The sequence below is a fragment of the Micromonospora sp. DT233 genome (assembly GCF_049841815.1).
GTDB lineage: Bacteria > Actinomycetota > Actinomycetes > Mycobacteriales > Micromonosporaceae > Micromonospora.
The window spans coordinates 126,244-145,254 of sequence record NZ_JBNCLB010000012.1 but is presented as its reverse complement, the minus strand read 5'-3'; the positions used below and the strand labels follow the sequence as shown (position 1 = coordinate 145,254).

Annotated in this window: 16 protein-coding genes; 9 read left to right on the top strand and 7 right to left on the bottom strand. The window is 70.8% G+C overall.

Going from position 1 to position 19,011, the window contains the following annotated elements:
* Nucleotides 1-128: 128 nt before the first annotated feature.
* Complete coding sequence (locus ACLQ2V_RS22195) at nucleotides 129-1,637, top strand: RICIN domain-containing protein (protein WP_425720479.1); 1,509 nt, start codon at nucleotides 129-131, stop codon at nucleotides 1,635-1,637.
* 140 nt (nucleotides 1,638-1,777) lie between these two features.
* On the opposite strand, the gene ACLQ2V_RS22190 is transcribed toward ACLQ2V_RS22195, so the two are convergent.
* From ACLQ2V_RS22190 to ACLQ2V_RS22180, 3 genes are all read right to left on the bottom strand, one after another.
* Nucleotides 1,778-2,590 (bottom strand): SigB/SigF/SigG family RNA polymerase sigma factor, encoded by an 813-nt coding sequence (locus ACLQ2V_RS22190; protein WP_425720478.1) that lies wholly within the window; start codon nucleotides 2,588-2,590, stop codon nucleotides 1,778-1,780.
* 723 nt (nucleotides 2,591-3,313) lie between these two features.
* A complete protein-coding gene (locus ACLQ2V_RS22185) occupies nucleotides 3,314-3,883 on the bottom strand; it encodes a hypothetical protein (protein ID WP_425720477.1) in 570 nt (189 codons plus the stop codon).
* Nucleotides 3,884-3,901: 18 nt separating this feature from the next.
* Entirely contained in the window at nucleotides 3,902-5,050 is a 1,149-nt protein-coding gene (locus ACLQ2V_RS22180; protein ID WP_425720476.1) for a zinc-dependent alcohol dehydrogenase, read from the bottom strand.
* 361 nt (nucleotides 5,051-5,411) lie between these two features.
* Between ACLQ2V_RS22180 and ACLQ2V_RS22175 the strand changes: the two genes are divergently transcribed.
* Genes ACLQ2V_RS22175 through ACLQ2V_RS22165 form a run of 3 tightly spaced genes read left to right on the top strand, consistent with a single transcriptional unit; the run spans nucleotide 5,412 to nucleotide 8,489 of the window.
* Complete coding sequence (locus ACLQ2V_RS22175; protein WP_425720475.1) at nucleotides 5,412-6,236, top strand: carbohydrate ABC transporter permease; 825 nt, start codon at nucleotides 5,412-5,414, stop codon at nucleotides 6,234-6,236.
* Nucleotides 6,233-7,063, top strand: coding sequence for a carbohydrate ABC transporter permease (locus tag ACLQ2V_RS22170; RefSeq protein ID WP_425720474.1), 831 nt, complete (start codon nucleotides 6,233-6,235; stop codon nucleotides 7,061-7,063). Before ACLQ2V_RS22175 ends, ACLQ2V_RS22170 begins: the two co-directional genes overlap by 4 nt.
* A 19-nt stretch (nucleotides 7,064-7,082) precedes the next feature.
* Complete coding sequence (locus ACLQ2V_RS22165; RefSeq protein WP_425720473.1) at nucleotides 7,083-8,489, top strand: ABC transporter substrate-binding protein; 1,407 nt, start codon at nucleotides 7,083-7,085, stop codon at nucleotides 8,487-8,489.
* Nucleotides 8,490-8,577: 88 nt separating this feature from the next.
* Here the strand turns inward: ACLQ2V_RS22165 and ACLQ2V_RS22160 are convergent, their stop codons facing one another.
* The 4 genes from ACLQ2V_RS22160 to ACLQ2V_RS22145 all read right to left on the bottom strand — a co-directional run bounded on the left by ACLQ2V_RS22160 (nucleotide 8,578) and on the right by ACLQ2V_RS22145 (nucleotide 13,133).
* Nucleotides 8,578-9,744 (bottom strand): glycerophosphodiester phosphodiesterase family protein, encoded by a 1,167-nt coding sequence (locus ACLQ2V_RS22160; RefSeq protein ID WP_425720472.1) that lies wholly within the window; start codon nucleotides 9,742-9,744, stop codon nucleotides 8,578-8,580.
* 350 nt (nucleotides 9,745-10,094) lie between these two features.
* Complete coding sequence (locus tag ACLQ2V_RS22155; RefSeq protein WP_425720471.1) at nucleotides 10,095-10,709, bottom strand: lytic polysaccharide monooxygenase; 615 nt, start codon at nucleotides 10,707-10,709, stop codon at nucleotides 10,095-10,097.
* Nucleotides 10,710-10,996: 287 nt separating this feature from the next.
* Nucleotides 10,997-11,575 (bottom strand): hypothetical protein, encoded by a 579-nt coding sequence (locus tag ACLQ2V_RS22150; protein ID WP_425720470.1) that lies wholly within the window; start codon nucleotides 11,573-11,575, stop codon nucleotides 10,997-10,999.
* A gap of 367 nt (nucleotides 11,576-11,942) precedes the next feature.
* On the bottom strand, nucleotides 11,943-13,133 hold the full coding sequence (locus ACLQ2V_RS22145) for a spore photoproduct lyase family protein (RefSeq protein WP_425720469.1): 1,191 nt from the start codon (nucleotides 13,131-13,133) through the stop codon (nucleotides 11,943-11,945).
* 254 nt (nucleotides 13,134-13,387) lie between these two features.
* Here ACLQ2V_RS22145 and ACLQ2V_RS22140 point away from each other — a divergent pair, with 254 nt between their 5' ends.
* From ACLQ2V_RS22140 to ACLQ2V_RS22120, 5 genes are all read left to right on the top strand, one after another.
* Nucleotides 13,388-13,855: a helix-turn-helix domain-containing protein gene (locus tag ACLQ2V_RS22140; RefSeq protein ID WP_425720468.1), complete on the top strand. Its 468-nt coding sequence runs from the start codon at nucleotides 13,388-13,390 to the stop codon at nucleotides 13,853-13,855.
* A gap of 626 nt (nucleotides 13,856-14,481) precedes the next feature.
* Nucleotides 14,482-15,180, top strand: coding sequence for a LuxR C-terminal-related transcriptional regulator (locus tag ACLQ2V_RS22135; protein ID WP_425720467.1), 699 nt, complete (start codon nucleotides 14,482-14,484; stop codon nucleotides 15,178-15,180).
* 216 nt (nucleotides 15,181-15,396) lie between these two features.
* Nucleotides 15,397-15,891 (top strand): hypothetical protein, encoded by a 495-nt coding sequence (locus ACLQ2V_RS22130; protein ID WP_425720466.1) that lies wholly within the window; start codon nucleotides 15,397-15,399, stop codon nucleotides 15,889-15,891.
* A gap of 31 nt (nucleotides 15,892-15,922) precedes the next feature.
* Nucleotides 15,923-17,134, top strand: coding sequence for an MAB_1171c family putative transporter (locus ACLQ2V_RS22125; protein ID WP_425720465.1), 1,212 nt, complete (start codon nucleotides 15,923-15,925; stop codon nucleotides 17,132-17,134).
* Nucleotides 17,131-18,978 (top strand): fatty acyl-AMP ligase, encoded by a 1,848-nt coding sequence (locus ACLQ2V_RS22120; RefSeq protein WP_425720464.1) that lies wholly within the window; start codon nucleotides 17,131-17,133, stop codon nucleotides 18,976-18,978. The genes ACLQ2V_RS22125 and ACLQ2V_RS22120 overlap by 4 nt, the downstream gene beginning before the upstream one ends.
* Nucleotides 18,979-19,011 lie beyond the last annotated feature (33 nt).

Genomic DNA, 19,011 nt, shown 5'->3' with positions numbered 1-19,011 from the left:
CGGCGGGAGATTCTCACTAGGACAATGTAAGTCATCGATGTGAGCGATAACATAGCGTGGGAGCTGACCGACCGGATGAGTCAGGTGCGCGCGGGCTGCCACCACCCGACATGACAGGAGTGACACAGATGATCCATCGGCGGGACACCCGGCGGCGCAGGGGCCTGATGGCGGCGGTGCTGACCGGGGTCGTCGCGATCGCCTCGGCAGGCTTCGCGGTCGCCTCCCCGGCGGCTTACGCGGCGACCATCGACCCTACGGCGTTCTACCAGCTTGTCGCCCGGCACAGCGGCAAGACGCTGGCCGTCGCCGGCGGGTCGACGGCCGACGGGGCCGGCCTCGTCCAGCAGACCACCACGTCCTCGGCCAGCCAGCAGTTCCAGTTCGTGGATGCCGGCGGGGGGTTCTATCGACTCCGGGCCCGGCTCAGCGGCAAGGTCGTCGATGTCGAAGGCAGGTCGACGGCGGACGGGGCCAACGTGATCCAGTGGCCCGACACCGGTGGGACGAATCAGCAGTGGTCGGTGACGGAGACCGGTACCGGCCAGGTCAAGCTGATCAACCGCAACAGCGGCAAGGCGCTCGAGGTGTGGGAGCGCTCGACCGCCGACGGGTCACGAGTCTCGCAGTACACCGACAACGGCGGCACCAATCAGCAGTGGCAACTCGTCCCCGTCCAGGGCAGTCCCGGTCCGGCGTACGCCGGCTACCTGTTCAGTCACATGCTGGGCGAGGGCACGAGCGACGGTGAGCAGGTCTACTTCGCCCTCAGCCAGGGCAACGACCCCACCCGCTGGCGGCAGCTCAACGGCGGTCGGCCGGTGCTGTCCTCCACCGTCGGCACCCGTGGGGCGCGCGACCCGTTCATCATCCGCTCGCCGCAGGGCGACCGCTTCTACCAGATCGCCACCGACCTGCGGATCTACGGCAACGGCAACTGGGACGCCGCCCAGCGTTCCGGCAGCAAGTCGATCGTGGTCTGGGAGTCCACCGATCTGGCCACCTGGAGCGCGCCACGACTGGTGCGGGTCTCGCCCGACACCGCCGGCAACACCTGGGCGCCGGAGGCGTACTACGACGAGACCATCGGGCAGTACGTCGTCTACTGGGCCGCCAAGCTCTACCCGGCCGACGATCCGAACCACACCACCAGTACCTACAACCGCATGATGTACGCGACCACCAGCGACTTCCGCACCTTCAGCGCCCCACAGGTCTGGGTCGACAAGGGCTACTCGACCATCGACTCCACGATGATCAAGGACAACGGCACGTTCTACCGGTTCACGAAGGACGAGCGCAGCGCCTCACAGTCGGCGTGCGGCAAGTTCATCCTCGCGGAGACCTCGACCACCGTTCTCAACCGCAACTTCTCCTTCCTGCGCGACTGCATCGGCCGGGGCTCCCTCTCGCAGGGCGAGGGACCGCTGGTGTTCAAGTCGAACACGGAGCGACGGTGGTACATGTACGTCGACGAGTACGGCGGCCGCGGGTACCTCCCGTTCACCACCACCGACCTGAGCAGCGGGCAGTGGAGCGCGGTGCCGAGCTACAGCCTGCCCGGCCGGCCCCGGCACGGCACGGTGCTCCCGGTCACCCAAGCCGAGTACGACCGCATCCTGCAACGGTGGCCCTGAGCCGACGCGCCATGAAAGCGGGGGCACCGAGCGCGGGCGTGGCGTCGGCCCATTCGACGATCTCGCGGTGCCAGACGCCCCCTTACTTGGGTGGGGGCCGGGCGGCCACCCCCGACGGAGGTCGGGGGTGGCGCGCGGGGTCAGCCGGCGGTCAGGTGTTTCCGCAGCTTGGCCAGGGAGCGGGTCAGCAGCCGGGAGACGTGCATCTGGGACACGCCGACCCTTTCGGCGATCTCCTGTTGGGTGAGGTTGCCGTGGAAGCGCAGTGAGATGATTTTCTGCTCCCGCTCGTCGAGGGTGGCGAGCGCCGGGACGAGAGCCAGCCTGAGCTCGGCGAGGGCGAGCTCCGTGTCCTCGCCACCGAGCATGTCGCCCAGCTCCGTGGTGGTGGTGGTGCCGTCCCCGACCGGGCTGGACAGCGACACCGCGCTGTAGGCGCGAGCACCCTCCAGGCCCTCCAGGACCTCCTCCTCGGTGAGATTGAGGTACGTGGCGATGTCGGCGACGGTCGGTGACCGGCCAAGGACATGGGTGAGCGTGCCGTTGGCCTGCGAGATGGCCAGCCGCCGCTCCTGCAGGCGGCGCGGCACCCGCACGTCCCAGGCGCGGTCGCGGAAGTGCCGCTTGATCTCGCCCACGATGGTGGGGATGGCGTAGCCGGCGAAGTCCACCCCCCGCGTCGGGTCGAACTTGTCGATCGCCTTGATCAATGCGAGTGCGGCGGTCTGCGTGAGATCCTCGCTCGGTTGTCCGCGGCCGTGGTAGCGACGAGCGAGATGGTTGGCCAGCGGAAGCCAGGCCTCGATGGCCCGATGCCGGGCGGCAGGCCGCGACGGGTGGTCGGCCGGCAGCGCGACCAGTGCGGCGAGCAGTTGACTGGCAAGCGAGTCGGTGGAGCTGGGCCCGTCTGCGGTGGCCGCCTGGGTGGGGCGGGCCGGGGCGGTGATGGTCATGGGCTTCCTTGCCGTATGTGGTGGTTGAGGGGGTTGGTGAGGTTCGTCGAGGTGGCTGTGGGAAGGCGCGGGCAGTGCGGCACCGCACGGCGCGGTCATCGCAGGCTGGTCCACACCGTCGACGGCGGGCCGGTACCGCACGCACGGCGCGGCGTCCGGGATCGCGGGTTCCCCGCCCGCCCGCGCCACCTCGGCGCGGACGGTGATCAGCTTTTCCGCCGGGGGCGGCCGACGCAGCTCAACGCCACCGAGCCGCTGGGCGGGCCCGGGTGCGGAGCGTGGGTGGCGCACCGCCGGGATCGGGCGGGGATGGTGGGAATCGACATGTCGCCTCCGAAGCTCGTGGGCTTCGTGGTCATCGACGTCCGGCTGCGAACGGATGACCACTTAGGGGGGCGCATGTCTTGACCCTGGCCAACCAAGCTACCCCGCCGGGGAAGGGTTCACACCTCTTCGAAGGGGCGAGGTCAGTCAGCGCGGTGACGAGCCTCGCCGAGCCGTTCCCGGTGCGGGCCAGCGACATGAGGGGAGATCGGGCCGAGTGACCCTCGGGGCGGACCGACGGCCGCGCGTAGGAGGAGTTTGTGTTCTGACCTGACGTCTCCGCTGTCCACCGACGGCTCGTTCGTGGCGGGCGACGGGACTCGGCAGGGAGGGCGCAGGTCTGACCCGTGCGCTCCTCCCTACCCGGGGTGCTGGCCCCACACCGGCTGTTTCGCTGCCCTACCGGCGGCCGGCGACCCGGCGCAGGGCCAGATAGGCGGCAGCTCCGGCCAGCACCCAGGGCGCGGCGACGAGGACCGGGTCGAGCGGGTGGTGTACGCGGTCGACCCGGTTACCGTGCGCCCGTGACCGGAGCCCCTGGTGGGTGAATTCGCTCAGCACACCGGTCTCGGTGATCGGGTTGTCCGGACGGCGGGTCAGGAACGACGCGAGGTTGCTCTCGACCGCGTCCACCCGGTCGGCGGCCAGCAGGAGCAGCCAGTGGGCGGCGCGTGCCTCGCTGTAGGTGCGGTAGGAGTACCGGCGGATCAGGCCGGAGAGCCCCTTGGGCGGGCACGAGGTGCCGAAGACGGGGGTGAGGAACTTGTGCTCGATCGACCGCTCCCTCGGCCACTTCTCGGGCTGCCGCTCGGGGAACTCCCAGCGGGCCCCGTTGAGGGTGGGGTCGAAGCGCTCCTGCGGCACCGAGGGGCGGTCCTTGGGGTCGAGGTCGGCACCCCACCCGGGGATTCGGGCACGCAGCTCGGCGCTGGACTCGGCCAGCTTCGGCTTGTCAGCGGTGTAGGCCATGGCGGGCTCCCGGTCTCGTCAGGCGGGGTTCGGAACGATCAGCGGCTTGATGCAGCCGTCGAGCTTGGCGGAGAAGATGTGGTACGCCTCGGCGATGTGTTCCAGCGGAATCCGGTGGGTCACGATGTCGCTGGGCTTGAGGTAGCCGTTGCGGATGTGCTCGAACAGGCGCGGCCACTGCCGCTTCACCGGGCACTGGTTCATCCGCAGGGTCAGGCCCTTGTTCATCGCGTCGCCGAACTTGACGGCGCTGAACATCGGCCCGTAGGCGCCCATCACCGAGATGGTTCCGCCCTTGCGGACCGAGTCGATCGCCCAGTTCAGGGCGACGGGGGAGCCACCCTGTAGCTTCAGCTTCGCGGCGGCGACGTGCTGCAGGAGGTTGCCGTCCGCCTCGGCGCCGACGGCGTCGATGACCACGTCGGCGCCGAGGTGGTCGGTGATCTTCTTCAGGTGTACGACGATGTCGTCGTACTCGGCGAAGTTGCAGGTCTCGGCGTGGGCGAACGACGCCGCCTTCTCCAGCCGGTAGTCGAGGTGGTCGATGACGATGACCCGACCGGCGCCCATCAGCCAGGCCGACTTCGCGGCGTAGAGCCCCACGGGCCCGGCACCGAAGACCACGACCACGTCACCCTCGACGATGTCGCCGAGCTGCGCGCCGAAGTAGCCGGTGGCGAGGGCGTCGGTGAGCAGGACGGCGTCGTCGTCGTCCATCCACTCGGGGATCGGGCTCGGGCCGATGTCGGCGAACGGCACCCGGACGTACTCGGCCTGGCCGCCGTCGTAGCCGCCGCAGGTGTGCGAGTAGCCGTAGATGCCGCCGACGGCGGTGGCGTTGGGGTTGACGTTGTGGCAGTTGCTGAAGAGCCCCCGGGCGCAGAAGAAGCACGACCCGCAGTAGACGTTGAAGGGCACCATGACCCGGTCACCCGGCTTGACGCTGCGCACCGACGGGCCGACCTCGTCGACCACGCCCACGAACTCGTGGCCGAAGGTCGTCCCGACCCGGGTGTCGGGCATCATGCCGTGGTAGAGGTGCAGGTCGGACCCGCAGATCGCCGCCCGCGTCACCCTGACGATCGCGTCGTTGGGGTGCTCGATGGCCGGGCGGTCCTTCTCCTGGACCCGCAGCCGGTACGGACCGCGGTAGACCATCGCTCGCATTGACTGCCTCCTGGGCCGAAGCGCTGCCGGACATGTCGCCCCGGCTTTCCTCCGAAGCGCAGCGAAATGGGTACCCCTGTCCCTTGCCGACAAACCGGCACCCGCCCGAGCAGTGACCCGGCCGGGGCGGTCGTACCGCAGCGGCACTGTAAAGAACCTTCAACTCCGGGTCCTGAATTGACGGATTTATTTCCGCCCATGCCGTTGGTACTGTGCTGCCGTGCCCGTCCCTCGCACCGTCGACGCCCCACCGGATGATCGCGCTTCGACCACAGAGCCCACGCCCTCCGCCGTCCGGCGGGGGAGGCCGGCACGCGTCGTCGAGTCCGGTCTCGGGTGGCTGCTCCTCCTGCCGTCCGTCGTGGTCTTCGCGTTGTTCGTGTTCTGGCCGCTGGGACGCACCCTGTACCTCTCCGTCCACGGCAACGACCTCTTCGGTGCCCCGTCGGTCTACGTCGGCGCCGAGCACTACCGGCAGTTGCTCTCCGCCGAATTCGGCAAGGTGCTGGCCACGACCGGCCTCTTCACTCTCTTCTCCGTGGTGCCGGCCGTCCTGGGCGCGCTCTTCGTGGTGCTGCTGCTGGAGGCGTGCATCCGCGGCGTACGCGCGTTCCGCACCGCCTTCGCGCTGCCGTTCGCGTTCTCGGTGGCGACCGCGTCGGTGATCTTCGCCGTCATCTACAACCCGGCGATCGGCGTGGCGAACGGCCTGCTCGGTTCCGTCGGGATCGACCGGGTCAACTGGCTCACCGACCCGTCGATCGCGCTGCCCGCCGTCTGCGCCGCGACGGTCTGGATGAACTTCGGCTACAACGTCCTCGTGCTCTCCGCCGGCGTCTCGGCGATCTCGCCCGAGGTGCTCGAGGCGGCGCGGCTGGACGGCGCGTCCGGCTGGCGGCTGGCGTCCCGGATCACTCTGCCGCTGCTCTCCCCGCAGCTGTTCTTCCTCGTCGTGATCTCCACCATCCACGCGTTGCAGAGCTTCGGGCAGATCCACATCCTGACCAAGGGCGGCCCGGACCAGGCCACGACGACGCTGGTCTACTCGATCTACGAGAAGGCCTTCGCCTTCGGGTCCTCCGACTTCGGGTCGGCCAGCGCGCAGGCCGTCGTGCTGCTGGTCGTCATGCTCGGCTGCACGGCTGTCCAGTTCGGCGTCCTCGAACGGCGGGTCCACTACCGATGAAAAAGATCAGCCTCGGGCGCGTCGCCGTCTACGTGGTGCTCGTCCTCGCCGCGATCCCGGTCCTGTTCCCCATCTACTACGGCTTCGTCGGGGCCGTGATGGGCCCCGGTGACCTGGCGACCTACCCACCCGCCCTGGTGCCGAGCGAGCTCTACTGGCAGAACATCACCGACGTCTTCCGATCGGTGCCGCTCGGCCGCTTCTACGTCAACTCCGCCGTCCAGGCCGGGGCCGTCACGGTGGCGCAGGTCATCACCAGCATCCTGGCCGCGTACGCCTTCGCGTTCCTCCGCCTGCCCGCGAAGGCGGCGACGTTCGGTCTCTTCCTCGCCACCCTCATGGTGCCGTGGGAAGCGATCATCATCCCCAACTACCTGGCCATCTCCGGCTGGGGCCTGGCCCGGGGCGGGGCGACCTACCTCGGCCTCGTGCTGCCCTTCCTCGCCTCGGCCTTCGGCACGTTCCTGCTGCGGCAGGCCTTCCTGCAGTTCCCCACCGAGCTGCGCGACGCCGCGGTGATCGACGGGTGCGGGCACTGGCGCCTGTTGTGGCGGGTCATCGTGCCGCTCTCCAAGCCCTCGATCGCCGCGGTCGGGGTCTACGTCTTCCTCTCGGCGTGGAACCAGTACTTCTGGCCGCTGATCCTGATTCGCGACTCCGAGTACCAGACGTTGCAGATCGGCATCTCGCAGCTCAACGACGCCGAGGTGGCACAACCCGGCCTCGTCCTCGCGGGCGTCGCGTTGTCGCTGCTCCCGACGTTGGCTGTCGTGCTCTTCGGTCAGCGCTACATCGTCCGCGGCATCACCGCCGGCGCGCTGCGTTAACTTCAGAAGTGGAGAACCCGTGAGACAACCCAAGCTCCGCCGGGCCCTGGCGGCGTTCGCCGCCCTCTCCGCCGCCGCCGCGCTGACGGCGTGCGGCGGCTCGGGCTCCGGCACCGACTCCGCCGACGCGCTCGAGGCGCCGGGCGCGGAGGTGCTGGAGAAGGCCACCGGCAAGACCACCATCGAGTTCTGGCACGGGATGAAGGGCGCCAACGCCGAGGCGATCGACAAGCTCGTCGCCGACTTCAACGCCCAGAGCGGGGGCAAGGCCGAGGTCAAGGCGGTCTACCAGGGCAACTACGACGAGACCATCGCCAAGTACAAGGCCTCGGTGCAGCAGAAGAGCACCCCCGCGCTCGTGCAGATCTACGACATCGGCTCCCGCTTCATGGTCGACTCGAAGCAGACCGTGCCGATGTACAAGTTCATCGAGAAGGACAACTTCAACGTCGGCGACATCGAGCCGAACATCGCCAACTACTACTCGATCGACGGCAAGCTGCAGTCGATGCCGTTCAACACCTCCACCCCGCTGCTGTACCTGAACAAGGAGGCCTTCGTCAAGGCCGGCCTCGACCCGACGAAGCCGCCGCGCGACCTCGACGAGATCGGGGAGGCGGCGAAGAAGCTGACCGTCAAGGACGCCGGCGGCAGGACCGTCCAGTACGGCTTCGGCGCCGCCATCTACGGCTGGCTGGTGGAGCAGCTGATCGCCACCGACGGCAAGGAGTACTGCGACAACAGCAACGGCCGCAAGGGCCTGGCCACGAAGGTGCAGTTCGACCAGGAGACCGGCGTGCGCGTCGCGCAGTGGTGGGCGGACCTGGTGAAGGGCGGCTACGCGACGAACACCGGCCGCAAGACCGACGACGCCCAGGCCGCCTTCAAGGCCGGCACGGTGGCGATGCACCTGGAGTCCACCGGCGCCATGCGCGGCTACATCGACGCGGCCAAGGGCAAGTTCACCGTCCTCACCGCGCCGTACCCGAAGGCGAGCAGCTCGGCCACGGGCGGGCCGATCATCGGTGGGGCCTCGCTGTGGATCAACGGCGTCGGCCACAGCGACAAGGAGAAGCGGGCCGCCTGGGAGTTCCTTAAGTTCGCCTCGAGCCCGCAGCAGCAGGCGAAGTGGCACACCGGCACGGGGTACGTGCCGGTCAATTCCAAGGCGCTCGACGAGCAGGTCGACAAGGACTGGGTGGCGCAGTATCCGCAGTTCAAGACCGCCGTGGACCAGCTGCACGGGCTGCCGCCGTCGGTCGCGTCGGCCGGCTGCCTGCTCGGCGTGATGCCGCAGGCCCGCAAGGCCTCCGAGGACGGCCTGGAGGCGGCGATCGTCGGTAGCAAGCCGGCCGAGCAGGCCATGAAGGACGCCGCGGCGAGCCTGCAGCCCGCCATCGACAGCTACAACAAGACGGTCGGCTGACCGCCGGAAAGACAGCACCGTCGAGGGGCCGGCTCCGTCGGGGCCGGCCCCTCGTCTGACCCGGCCCGGCCCCACCGGCCCCGCCGGGTCAGACGAGGTACGCGTGCAGGTCGACGATCGTGCCGTCGACGCGATGCAGCCCGGCGGAGTCGCCCTTCGTGCCGTTCCAGACGGCGGCGGCGTGGCCGTTGTGACAGTTGGCCGCGTCGTCGGTGCCCGGCCCGGTCCAGACCCGCAGCAGCCCGCCCGGCGCGATGACGTAGCCGTCGCCCACCACGACCCGCTTCGAGGACTGGCTGCGCAGATACCAGCCGCTGACGTCCACCGACTGCCCGGAGACGTTGCGCAGGACGACATGCTCGCCGGCCCACGGCGGCTCGTCGTCGGGGCGGTGGTGAACCACGTCCTGGACGACCACCCCCGCCGCGTCGGGCAGCGGATCGCGGCCGTGGAGCAGCTTCCTCAGGGCGTCCGGGTAGTTGGTGATCATCCCGGCGCAGCCGGTGTCGAGGGCCCACCGCCACGACTGCGGCGCGTCGACGGTCCACGGCACGAGGGCCAGACCCGCCTCGGCGACGCGGGCCACGTCCTCGGGGCACAACCGGCGGATGTCCGGGTTGACGGAGAAGGTCCACTCGGCGAGGTCGGTCAGCCGCCCGCTCGCCGGCACGTCGTAGGCGATCAGCGAGACCGGAACGGCGGGCAGCCGGGCGTGGAAGTCCCGCAGGGCCTGCTCGTCGAAGGACCCGACGACGAGCGGCTGGCGCGGCCGGCCGTCCGGCCCGATCCAGTCGCGACGCCCGCGCAGGCGGGCGGCGACGGCCCCCGCCAGCCCCGGATTCGCCGCGGGTGCCTTCAGCTCCAGGTTCAGGCCGACCCGGCCGCCGAGCAGGTCCAGCAGCTCGTCGAGCGTCAGGATCTGCTGGCCGGTGAAGGCGTCGTCGTACCACCCTCCGATGTCGAGCTTTTTCAGCTCGGCGAGGGTGAAGTCGTGCACGTTCCAGGGCGCGCGGTCGGCGAACAGCAGCCTGGCGTCGGTGGTGCGGGCGAGCGTGACATCGTGGATGACGACCAGCTCCCCGTCGGCGCTGAGCTGCACGTCGGTCTCGACGTAGTCGGCGCCGTCGGCGATCGCCAGCTCGAAGGCGGCCGCGGTGTTCTCCGGCGCCATGCCGGACGAGCCCCGGTGCGCGTACGTCAGGCACGGGCGGACAGTGACCGGTGCGCCGGAGCGTGCCGGCAGGATGGCGCTCATCCAGGAACTCCCTCGGATCGGGCCCGCCGGCTCCGGCGGTCGCCGGCTCGCCGCCGGCGGGTCGGTGTGGCCAGGTCGAGGAGCGCGGCCGGCACGCCCTCGCCGTGCGTGTCGCGGAAGCACCGCGACCCGACCACGACGCCGGGCTCGCCGCAGCGGCGGCCGGGCGGCACCACGTTCGCCACGGCGACGCAGTCTAGTGCCGTACCCGCGCCCACCGGCGCAGCCCCGCGCATGCCTGGGAGATGGGGAGACCGGCGGGGGACCGGGCGCTGACCGGCCGCAGCACCACCCGGCCCAGGGCGTCGACGCCCTGGGCCGGGTGGTGCTGCGGCTGCCGGTCCTGCCGGTCAGGAGATGGTGATGTCGCTGCACCACATGTAGGTCTGGTCCGCGTGCGAGGCCTTCCACATCACGAAGAGGACGTGGTTGCCGGTGCGCCCGGAGACCGAGACGGGGAACGAGATGTTCTGTGCCGGCGCGTAGCGCCCGGTCGTCGTGATCAGGTCGAGGTTGCCCCAGCCGACGCTCTGGGTGGCCGGGTTGAAGCCCGGCTTGGTGACGTAGACCTTGAAGAAGTCAGCGCCGTGGCTGGCCTGGTCGTACAGCTGGACGTTGAAGTTGCGGCCGACCGAGGTCGACTTCCACGGTCCGGGCTGGTTCAGGGTGTCGTTCCTGGACAGGGCGTTGCTGCAGAGCTGCCCGTCCGGGGTGCGGGCCTGGTACTGGCCGGCGAGGCCGTCCCGCAGGGCGCTCATCCAGTTCCACATGGTGTCGGGGTTGGCCTGGAACGCCCGCCAGCACATCGGGTCCTGCTGCTGCATCGCCGGGTTCGTGTGCTGGCTGCCCCAGGTCTTCCAGCACTGGTAGGCGCGGGTCGCCGGGCTGACGATGGTGCCGTGGGCCTGGGCCGGGCTGGTCCAGGGCAGCGTGGCGGCCACCATGGCGAACAGCAGGACGAACACCTGGAAGGACTGGCGGCCGACTGACCGGGACAGTCCGCCAGCGTGATCGGGCTTGTGTGAAAGCACTGTTCATCCTCCGCTTCTCGGTATTGGAGATCGACTTGGGAGCGCTCCCAATCAAACTATTGCACCCGTAGCCCGAAATATCAATATTGATCTATCTATGGATCATTTGGACCGGAGTCGTCGTCGCGGGGCGGCGCCCACGTCGAAGCACGGGAGGTGCCGACCGCCGGGGACCGACAGTTTCCACGGGCCACCGAATGCGGCGCGGCCCGGGGGCCTGGTCACAGCCCGGCGGCGGCGTCGTACCGGCGGCGCAGGTCGGCCATCTCAGGCCGCTCCAACGCCTCCTGGAGCGCCAGCTCCGCGTACTTGGCCGGGAACATCTCCCGGAGCCGGTCGACGAACCTCACCTCGGCCGTGGCCTCGACCACCTGGATGCCCGGCGGATCGGTGGACATGTCCATGATCACCGGGCCGGCCAGCTTGACCGCCACGTCCCACGGGCGCCGCTGCTCGGCGACCCCGCAGAGGTGGAAGCCGTAGACGGTCCGCACGTCGGCGAGCGCGGTGACGCCGGCCGGTTCGTAGCCGTAGACGCGGACCCCGCAGATCACCTCCGGCTTCTCCTCCTTGGCGGCCGCCTGCCCGACGGCGGGTCCGGCGTGGTGGTGCTGACCCGGGTCCGCCTGTTCGAGCGTGGTACGAATCCGGGCCACGATCTGTCCCCGCAGGTCCGCCGGTGCCGGCTCTGGAGCGGCTCTGTTGGCCACTGCGACCACCCCGGCCGTCGCCGCCAGGATCACCGCCACCCACACCAGGCGGTGCCGGTACCACCCCGCGAAACTCTCTCGGGAAGTCATGATTGCTTCTCACCTCGTCGCCGGTTCTCGCGCACTGGCGGAGCGCATCGGACGTCCCCTGCGTGTCGGACGTCGAGGCGCGTCGGCCGTCGCGGTGACATGTGCGGCGGGCGAGCCTGCCTGCCCGGCAAGACGCCCGTCGTCGTGCAGGTGGCCCGGCGATGCGGCGGGCTGGCGTCTGCCAAGGTGACGCGCTGCCGGCGCTGCGTTGCTCCCGTGCTGGCCGTTCCCAGCACGGTTGCCCCCGTGCTGCGGCGATGTGAGCTATTGCATCACGTCGGGGCACGTTCCGGCAATATCGACGACCGTCAGCGCCAGGCCGGTCCGGTCGATCGCCGGCAGCGACGGGGGAGGCCGGTGACCCGGGTCAGGTCCAGTAGAGCACCCGGGCGGCGGGCACCCGCGCGGCCAGCTCCCGCTCGAACCAGGTGCGCAGCTCGGCCATCACCTCGGGCGGGTACACGTACTTCATGGCCCCGAAACGGCCGAACTTGCGCCGGCGGGACTGCTCGTCCATCTCCAACCGGGTCTGGGGATACCAGCCGAGCAGCACCTCCTTGCTGCCGGGCGTGAACCGGTGCGTGATCAGCTCGGCGGTCAGGTCCAGCCGGTCGACCCCGGCCACGGCCACCCCGACCCGATCGAGCAGCGCGCCGTAGTGTTCCCGCCAGCCCGGCGCCGGCATGATCGGGGCGATGGTCAGCCCCACCGGGTAGCCGTCCAGGGCCAGCGTGCGCAGCGCGTCGAGGCGCTGCGGGACCGTCGCGGTGCCGCCCTCCAGCCGCTCGCTGATCGGCGCGGCGTTGACGCTGAACCGCACCCGGGTACGCCCGTGGCTCGGCAGCCCGACGAACGTCGCCACATCGGCGTACTTGGTGGTCCACCGTAGCTGCACCGGCGCGTCCCAGGCACCGAAGTGCTCCACGGCCCGGCGCCAACTGCCCGTGAGGTGCTCCAGCGCGAGGGGATCGGTGTAGCAGGACGCCTCGAAGGTCGTGCCCTCGTCGGCGCGGGCGGCACGACGACTGGTCACCGTTCCCCGGCCGGCGTAGTCGGCCAGCCCGGCGAGGATGTCGTCGAGGTCGGCGTAGACGCGGGTCACCGGCGGCCCGGAGAGCGAACCGGCGAGATAGCAGTACTGGCAGTGCGCCGGGCAGCCCTCGGCCAGGTCCACCCGCCAGTCGGCACTCGGCGCGATCGGCTGCAGCGTTCGCCGCGACGGCGGGCTGACCACGATCGCCAGGGTCGACTTGGCCCGCGCGTACGTCTGCCGGTCGGTCTCGCCGCGCAGGCCGACCAGCCGGTTGGCGCGCAGCCGCTCGACGGCGATGCCGAGCCCTTCGATCCGGTCGACGATCCGGCGCCCGTGGGCGTGGTCGAGCGCCGCCGGGGTGACGACGACCCGGCGGGGCGTCCAGCGTCGGGCCGGCCGGGTGGGTGGTGCCAGCCCGCTCAGGTCCCGGGTCGCCACCTGCTCCCCGCTGGCGTCGTGTGGCGCGGCGGGCCCGTCCACGGCGAGCGGCGCGTCGACGTCCACGGCGTCGTCATCCGGCTCCACCCGCAGCGGGTACCCGTTATCGCACCGACCGCACCTGGGGTGCGGCCGTCGGCACCGCGCCCTGCCGTAGCCTCGGACGGGCGTGGTCTGCGTAGGTCGTCGCGGCCTTACTACCTGCGTCGTAGAGACAACCGACGATCGATGGCTGTTCGGCGGCTGCGCCGACCGGTAGTGTGAACAGCAGTCAACGCGGGGATGTCAAGGGAACCTTGCTCTCTGAGGGGTAACGCTGGGGTCGGCCGAAGGGAGCGCACGTGGCGAATCCGGGCGGGCCACCTCGGCGACGAACGCTGGCCCAGAAGCTGAACTACCTGTTCCAGACCTTCCACCCCGGGCAGAACGAGCCGTTCAGCTCCCGCTACGTCGCGGGCGCGATCACCGCTGCGGCGCACGAGCGCGGCGACACCAAGTACGAGATCACCCACAGCTACATCTCCCTGTTGCGCAGCGGGGAGCGGGACAACCCGACGATGAAGCACCTGGAGGCGTTGGCCGGCTTCTTCGGCGTCCCGGTCTCCTACTTCTTCGCCGACGAAGAGGCCGCGGGGCGGATCGAGGAGCAGCGGGAGCTCCTGGCGGCGATGGCCGACACCGGCGTCCGCGAGGTCGCCTTCCGGGCGGCGGGCCTCTCCCCGGAGAGCCTCGAGACCATCGCCGAGGTGCTGCGCCAGGTGCGTAGGCTCGAAGGGCTGGACCAGGACCCGCCGAGCGTCCGCCCCTGACGTCCGCCCGCCCGCGGAACCGGTCACCCCGCCGTTCTCCGGTCGCCCCGCCGTTCTCCGGCTGGCCCCCGTTCTCCGGCTGGCCCCCCGACCGTCGGCTGGCCCCCCGACCGTCGGCGCCTCGGTCCGACCCGGCCACCCTACGCGCCCGTCGCTTCTGTAGACAATAGTTGACGGCGGTGTATCCGGGTGCCGAGTCGTGGTACCCCTAGCCGGACCCTTCCCGCCCCCTTGCTGCGGACATGCTCCTGCGTAGGTGTCGACTGGTATTGACACTAGGAGATGGGGCTGCCTACGCTGCGACAGTGTCAACAATAGTCGACAGCCGCCGAGCTCGATGGTCCCAGTGGCCGTCGACCAGCCGGTGCGCCACCCGCAACGGCGGGTCGCGGGGGCTCCGCAAGGGGCGCCCGCGTGCCGTTCGGGCGGCCCGCTCGGCCGGCTGAGAACCGAGGTCTCCAGCGGGGCTGCCCCGACGGGGACCGGTTCATCATCCGTGGCTCGGACGACCGGGCCGAACCCGCTGCCTGGCCGCAGGCACGGCGCCACCGGTCCGGCCGGTGCACCCCCGGTACGCCAGCGACCCAAGCTGCCGGGCCCCTTGACGACAACAAGGAGACGTACCAGTGACAACCACCGCTGCCGTCGCGTATCCCCTCGCGGACCTGGGCACCGACTGCCCGCTGCTCTCCGGTGCCGAGTACCGCGACATCTTCCTGTCGATCACCGAGCGCAACGGGTCGGGCTTCGCCGTGCTCGACCGGCACCTGCGGGTGCGGGAAAGCAACGCGGCGTTCGAGCGGCAGTGCGGCGACCCGTTGGTGAACCTGCGGGGGCGGCCCTTCGGTGAACTGCTGCACCCGCAGGCCAAGCCGCACGTGCTGCACCAGTTGGAGCGTCTCCTCCAGGGGCGCAGTGAGCGTTTCGTCGAGCGACTCGCCGTGCTGCGCCACAGCGTGACCCCGAGCACCGCGACCCTCACCGCCATGGCGGTCGCCCCCGCCGACGGCCAGTCCCGGGCCGTCCTGGTGCTGATCAGCCCCGATCGCGGGGCGGACGAGCGCCGGGCGTGGCCGGGGCGCAAGAAGAGCCTGAGCGCCATCAACGCCCGCATCCTCGAGGGGATCGCGACCGGCGCCACGACCGTTCAGCTCGCCGCCCGCCTCTTCCTCAGTCGACAGGGCGTCGAGTACCACGTCAGCAGCATGATGCGCGAGTTCAAGGTGCCCAACCGGGTGGCGCTGATCTCGAAGGCGTACTCGATGGGTCTGCTGGGTGTCGATTCTTGGCCGCCGAAAGTGAACGCCATTCACATCGATCGGTAGCTTCCGGACGCCTCTCGGTGGCCGGCCGAAGCCTCCGTGGCGCCGCGTTCGCGGCTCTCCGTGCAGGTCACCGGTCACTGATGATTCACTCAGGTTAGGAGTGTTGTACTGAGCACGGTCCATGTAGGGTGAGCGCCGAGCAGGCGGCGCGACGACAAGGGTTCGTGGGCATCATGTTGTCGCGCGCCGTCCACCCATGACTCGCCAGGGGGGCGCGTGAGCAGGCTGCGGCAGCGCTGTGAGCGGATACTGGACGACATCCCCGTTCCGCGACCGTTCAACCTCGAACGCTGGTCGGAGGCGGTCGCCCGGTACCGCGGGCGGAAACTGTGCCTGCGGCCCATGCCCGGCCTGAGTCGTACGGCGCCGTGTGGCATGTGGATTTCGCTGGCCTCGACGGACTATGTCTTCTTTGAAGTCAACACGTCCCGTCTCCACTCCGAACACATCATCCTGCACGAACTCGCCCACATCATCAGCGGCCACTCCCTCGGCGTCGACATCGCCGAATCGGTGTTCGGTGGCCTGCTGCCGGACCTCGACCCGACGTCGATCCGTCGGGTCCTCGGTCGTGTCGGCTACACCAGCGAGCAGGAGAGGGAGGCCGAGATGCTGGCCTCCCTGGTGCACGCCAGGGCCAGGTGCCCGCAACCAGGCGGACAGGACCAGGAACTCGCCCACCTGGCCGAGGCTCTGTACTTCTCCTCGTAGTCGGAACGATACACGTTAGGTTTCAGGTCTATTGCTAGACGCTGTCGTTCTCGCCCTGTTATGGCTGACCGTCGTACTGCGGACCCCGTCCCTGGTGCGAGGGCCGGCGCCGCGCGCGGTGTGGCTGGTGTTCCTGGGCCTCGCCCTGGCCAAGACGATCGTCTTCGCACCGGTCACCGAAGTCATCACCAGCGTGTCGGAGCGGCCTGACCTCATCACCCTGATCCACCACCTGCTGGGTGTCGTGTGTGCGGTGGCCGTGCTGCGGTTCGTGACGCTGGTGACCGGCATGGACGACGTACGACCCCGCGCGCCGCGGCAGGTCCGGATCACCGGCCTCGTCGTCGCCGTCGTCCTCACGCTGCTCTTCGGTGTCTCCGACGAGGGCATCGAGGTCGACCTCGACGTGCTACTGGCCTCGCCCACGATGTCGGCGCCCACGGTGCTGTACTGGCTGGTGCTGGAGGTCTATCTCGGCGGGGCCCTCGCCGTGGCGACCCTGCTGTTCTGGCGCACCGCCAACAGGTCGACGGCGAGACTGCTCCGGATCGGCCTGCGGCTCATCGCCCTGGGCACGCTGCTCAACACCGGCTACGCCGTGGTCAAGATCGTGTTCATTCTGGTCCACGCGGCCGGGAAGGCCCTGCCGCTGCGATCGGCGGCCGGGGTGCTGGACATCGTGCTGACCCTGGTCCCCACGCTCATCGTGGTCGGCGGCGCGCTGCCGGGGTCCGCACTGGCGTGGCGGATCGTCCGGGCGCACCGCACCATCGCGGCGCTGTCCCCACTGTGGCGGCTCATGCGCTCGCTCTTCCCCGACATCGTCCTGCCCTACCGTCAGGACCGCCGGTGGCCCCTGGTCGACCACGGCGAACTCCGGCTGCTGCTCTATCGGCGGATCATCGAGATCCGCGACGGCATCCTGCAACTGGGCAACTTCGTCCCCGCCGGCGCCGGGGAGGACGCCCTGCGGTTCGTACGCGCCGCCGGGGCGGCCGAGGCGGACGAGTCCGCGCTGGCCGAGGCCTGCCGCATCGAGCTCGGCGTGCGCCGGATGCGGGCCGGCGAGCCGGCCGGCGCCGGGCGCGACGAACCCGTCGGCGGTGGTGCCAGCATCGAGGAGGAGTCGGAGTGGCTGTCCCGGGTGAGCCGGGCCGCCGCCCACTCGCCGCTGCCCGCCCGGTTCGCCGAGTGGTGGGAACGCGAACACCTGCACCCCGCGACCCCGGTGCACGGCGGATGAACGCGTCGACCCTGACCCAGGGACGCGGTGACCGGCAGACGACGGCCCGCCTCGGTGACCACCTGCGGGCCCAGGCCCGACGGTACGGGACGGAGCGCTCGTACACCTTCCTCTCCGAGGCCGACGGTGACCTGGTGGGGGAGCGCCGCGACTACCGGGACATCGACGCGGCGGCGCTGCGCAGCGCGTACCTGATCGACGACCTGGCCGGCCCCGGCCGGCTGGCGCTGCTGCTCTTCCCGGCCGGCTTCGATTTCCTGCAGTCCTTCCTGGCCTGCGTGTACGCCGGGGTGACCGCGGTGCCCGCGCCGCTGCCGGGCAACGACGTCGGCGCCCGGCGGGTCGCCGCGATCGTCCGGGACTGCGGGCTCGACCTGGTGCTCACCACGGCGCAGCGGCGCGCGGACGTGACCCGGCAACTGCGCGCGGCCGGGCTGTCGGCGGTGCGGGTGGTCGCCTGCGACGACCGGGCGCAGAGCGTCGTGCCGCGCACCCTGCCGCCGCCACCGGACGACACGGTGGCGCTGCTGCAGTACACCTCCGGCTCCACCAGCGACCCGAAGGGCGTCATGGTCACCCATGGCAACCTGCGGCACAACCTGGCGGAGATCCGGGCCCGGCTCGGCACCGGCGCCGACACCGTCGCCGCGCTCTGGCTGCCGCACTTCCACGACATGGGGCTGATCAGCCTGCTGAGCTGCTGGTACGCGGGAGGCGACGGGGTCTTCATGGACCCGATGACGTTCCTGCGCCGCCCGGTGCGCTGGTTGCAGGCGATCAGCCGCTGGCGGGCCACGTTCACCGTCGCCCCCGACTTCGCCTACGAGCTCTGCGCCCGGGCGGTGCCCCCCGCCCAGGTCGCCGCCCTGGACCTGTCCTCGTTGCGGGTCGCGCTGACCGGGGCCGAGCCGGTACGCGCCCGCACGCTGGCCGCCTTCGGGCAGCGGTTCGCCCCGGCCGGCTTCCGCCCGGAGGCGTTCTCACCCTGCTACGGGCTGGCCGAGAACACCCTGCTGGTCACCACCGTCGACGCCGGCACGCCACCGACGGTGCGCTGGGCCGAGCCGCGCGCGTGGGAACGCGACGAGTTCCGCCCGAGCACCGCCGGGCAGGGGATCGCGCTGGTCGGCTGCGGCACCCCGGCCACCCAGGACGTCCGCGTCGTCGACCCGAACACCCGCGTGCCGGTCCCGGCCGGGCGGACCGGGGAGATCTGGGTCCGGGGCGCCAGCGTGGCGGCCGGCTACCGGGACCGGCCGGCGGCCACCGCCGAGACGTTCGGGGCGCGGATCCGCGACGGCCAGGGCCCCTACCTGCGCACCGGCGACCTCGGCGTCCTCATCGACGGCGAGCTGTACGTCACCGGCCGGCTCACCGACATGCTGGTGGTGCGGGGGCGCAACCTCTGGCCCCAGGACATCGAACACGAGGCCCGACAGCTGCACCCGGCGCTGGCCGGCGGCTTCGGCGCCGCGTTCGCGGTGACCGCCGACCGGGAGTACGTCGTGCTGGTGCACGAGGTCCGCAGGACGCTGCTCGACGGCGCGGCCCCGGCCGATCTCGCCGACGCCGTCCGCACCCGGCTGGCCCGCGACTTCGACCTGCCGTCGCCCGGTGTCGTCCTGGTCAACCGGGGCGCGGTCCGGCGCACCACGAGCGGCAAGGTGCAGCGCCGGCTGATGCGCGAGCTGTTCCTGTCCGGGGCGTTGCGCCCGCTGCACGTCACGGTCCCGCCCGCGCTGCGGGGCCGGACCGCCGCCGTCGGCGCCGACCGACCGGCGGACCCGACGTGCGCCGTCGGCGCCGACGGACCGGCGGACCCGACCGACGCGAAGGGACGCTGACGTGTCGGCGGGGCCGCACCCGGCTGCGACGCC

What these genes read in the sequence shown, in the direction of transcription:
- ACLQ2V_RS22180 (WP_425720476.1), bottom strand. Translation starts at nt 5,050, where the DNA reads ATGCGAGCGATGGTCTACCGCGGTCCGTACCGGCTGCGGGTCCAGGAG.
- ACLQ2V_RS22185 (WP_425720477.1), bottom strand. Translation starts at nt 3,883, where the DNA reads ATGGCCTACACCGCTGACAAGCCGAAGCTGGCCGAGTCCAGCGCCGAG.
- ACLQ2V_RS22120 (WP_425720464.1), top strand. Translation starts at nt 17,131, where the DNA reads ATGAACGCGTCGACCCTGACCCAGGGACGCGGTGACCGGCAGACGACG.
- ACLQ2V_RS22170 (WP_425720474.1), top strand. Translation starts at nt 6,233, where the DNA reads ATGAAAAAGATCAGCCTCGGGCGCGTCGCCGTCTACGTGGTGCTCGTC.
- ACLQ2V_RS22150 (WP_425720470.1), bottom strand. Translation starts at nt 11,575, where the DNA reads ATGACTTCCCGAGAGAGTTTCGCGGGGTGGTACCGGCACCGCCTGGTG.
- ACLQ2V_RS22160 (WP_425720472.1), bottom strand. Translation starts at nt 9,744, where the DNA reads ATGAGCGCCATCCTGCCGGCACGCTCCGGCGCACCGGTCACTGTCCGC.
- ACLQ2V_RS22190 (WP_425720478.1), bottom strand. Translation starts at nt 2,590, where the DNA reads ATGACCATCACCGCCCCGGCCCGCCCCACCCAGGCGGCCACCGCAGAC.
- ACLQ2V_RS22195 (WP_425720479.1), top strand. Translation starts at nt 129, where the DNA reads ATGATCCATCGGCGGGACACCCGGCGGCGCAGGGGCCTGATGGCGGCG.